Raw genomic sequence first — 2,737 nt, 5'->3', positions numbered from 1 at the left:
CGGCCCTGGTGGCCGTCGCCTTCAGCACCCGTTCCACCACGGCGGGGCTGAGCGTCTTGCCGCCGTGCCTGCGGTCCCGTTTGCCGTACTTGCTCACGATCAGCGCCGCCACGCCCGCCGCCCGCGGCGAGGCCATCGACGTGCCCTGCGCGTAGATGTAGTAGGCGCAGGTGCCGCCCCGGCAGTCACGCAGGATGTGCGGCACGTTGGGCGTGCCGTCCGGGTTGAGCTGGTTGCGCTCCTCGGCCAGCGCCTGGGGATAGGCGGCCAGCGTGGCCAGGGACACGTCCCGCGTGCCGCCCGGCGTGTCGTACACGTCGCCGCCGGGGGCGGCGATGGCCACGTAGCCGTTGCCGTAGTCGGAGTAGTACGCCTTGCGCCCGCTGATCCCGGTCGCGGACACGGCCAGCACGCGCGGGTCCTCGCCGGGCAGGGACAGGCAGCTCGGCGGGATCGTCCGCTGGCGGGGCACCTCGCCGGGCTCGCTGGCGAAGTCGGGGCTGGAGGCGTCCAGCAGGGTCTTGGTGTAGTCGCCGGCCTCGTTGCCCGCCGCCGAGACCAGCGTGACGCCCCGGTCGTGCGCGTACGCGAGCGACCGCTGCACCGCCGTGATGATGGTGCGCTGCTCGGCGCGGTCGGCCGGGGAGTCCGCGGGGTTGTCGGTGCAGTTGAACAGCCACGGGTCCACGTAGTAGCTCATGTTGACCACGTCGATGCCGTGGTCGCCCGCGTACGTCAGCGCGTCCACGGTGGGCTGCAGGAAGAAGTAGCCGGAGTCCTGGCCGGCGCGCAGGTTGACCAGCCTGACCTTGGGGGCCACGCCGGAGATGCCGAGCCGGTTGATCGGGGCGGCGATGGAGGAGGCCACGTGCGTGCCGTGGTCGTTGTCGTCCACGTCGGCCGCGTCCTCGCAGGAGCGGTCGGGTTCCTCCTCACAGGGCCCGTCCACCTCGGCGCCCTCGGCGTCCACCGGGATGTCGGTGGTGAAGTTGCGGCTGAGCGCGCGGTCGAAGTTGGGCGCGATGTCGGGGTGCGAGCCGTCCACGCCGGTGTCCAGGACGCCGACGAGCACGCCGCGGTCGCCCTGCTCGTACTTGTAGGACCCTTCGGGGGTGGCGTGCATCTGCTTCAGATCCCACTGCAGGTGCGACAACGGCTCACCGCGGCGGGACGGCCCGCCGTGGCCGGTCGCCGCGGGCGCGCCGTCGCCCGCCCTCTCCACCGCCCTGCGCTCGATGGCCCTGCGCACCGCGCCACTGGGCACCACGCGGGTGGGCGCCGATCCGATCGAACGGTTGTGGGCGACGCCCTCGATCACGCCACCGGCCTGTACGGCCTGCCGGAAATCGGCGTTCGTGGTGGTCACCGTGGCCAGCCCGATCGCGGCGTTCTCCGCCACCAGCGTGCCACCGGCCGCCTGGATGGCCTGGTGGGCCGTCCTGGCGTCGGCGCCGTCCTTGTAAAGGACCACGTACTCCGACTCCTGGGCCTGCTGCTGGGCGGCCTGAGCCGGTACCAGCGCCGCGGCCAGGGCGAGAGCGGCGGTCGCGCCGACCAGAATGCTGCGTCTCACACATACCTCCGTGTGTCACGGGACATGTGAGTAAATGTGAAGTCAAAGCACATTTAGTGCCAGCCGTACCGGAATTCGGGACCAACGTGTGATATATCCAGGCGACCGGGATTCTTTACGATTCGGCGAGTGTTTACGGCTTTCCGGATCTCAGCCGGTGGCCGCCCAGGCGTCGATCTCCTTGTGCAGCCGTTGCCCGGTGGCCGCGTCCGCGAACGACGCCGTGACCGACGCCCGGGCCAGCTCGGCCAGCACGTCGTCGCCGTAGCCGAACCCGTCGCGCACCCTCGCGTACTCCTCCGCCAAGGTGACGCCGATGATGACCGGAGTGTCAGTGTTGATGGTCACCGTCAGCCCGGCGTCCCGCAGCCGCGGCAGCGGATGGGCGGGCCACGACGGCACCAGGCCCAGCGCGACGTTGGACGACGGGCACACCTCCAGCGCGATGCCCCGCTCGCGTACCTCCGCCACCAGGTCGGGGTCGTCGAGCACCCGGATGCCGTGCCCGAGCCGGTCGGCCCGGCCGGCCTCGATCGCCTCGCGTACGCTGCCCGCCCCGTTCATCTCCCCGGCGTGGTGGCTGATCCGCAGGCCCGCGTCCTTGGCCGCGGCGAAGACGTCCGCGAACGGCGTGAGCGGGTAGGACTCGTCCCCCGCCATGCCGATGCCGACGACCCCGTCCGCAGCGTGGGCGACGGCCAGTTCGAGGGTGCGCCAGGCGCGTTCCACCGAACGCCGCCGCGAGTGGTCCAGGATCACCCGGCACTCCACGCCGTACTCCTCCCGCCCCTCGGCCAGCCCTTCGAGCACGGCGAGCAACGGCATCCGCAGATCGCCGAGGCGTTCGCCGTGCGAGGCGGCGGTGAAGGTGACCTCGGCGTACCGGGTGCCCGATGCCGCCTCGTCCGCGCAGAACTCGCGGGCGACCCTGCGGAAGTCGGCGGGCGTGCGCAGGCACTGGCGGACCAGCGCGTTGCGGTCGGCGAACGGCCGGAACCCGGCGAAGACCGGCGGCCCGTCGCCTCGCTCGGGCACGGGCATGCCGTTCGCGGCGGCGATCTGCGCAAGGGTGTCCCACCTGACCGTGCTCTCCAGGTGTACGTGCAGGTGGGCCTTGGGGAGAGCGGCGACATCGCGCATGCCCGGCAGCCTATCCACCCCACC

Annotated in this window: 2 protein-coding genes; both read right to left on the bottom strand. The window is 71.9% G+C overall.

Features of this window, described 5'->3' with window-relative positions:
* The coding region (locus C1I98_RS37580) for a S8 family peptidase (RefSeq protein WP_111172011.1) at window positions 1-1,573 on the bottom strand (1,573 nt) is incomplete at its 3' end.
* A gap of 150 nt (window positions 1,574-1,723) precedes the next feature.
* On the bottom strand, window positions 1,724-2,737 hold a 1,014-nt coding region (add, locus tag C1I98_RS37575; protein ID WP_233508527.1), incomplete at its 5' end, for an adenosine deaminase.

It is taken from the genome of Spongiactinospora gelatinilytica (assembly GCF_003236385.1).
Lineage (GTDB): Bacteria > Actinomycetota > Actinomycetes > Streptosporangiales > Streptosporangiaceae > Spongiactinospora > Spongiactinospora gelatinilytica.
Note: the sequence above shows the minus strand (reverse complement) of the source record. Positions and strands in the feature narration are given on the sequence as shown.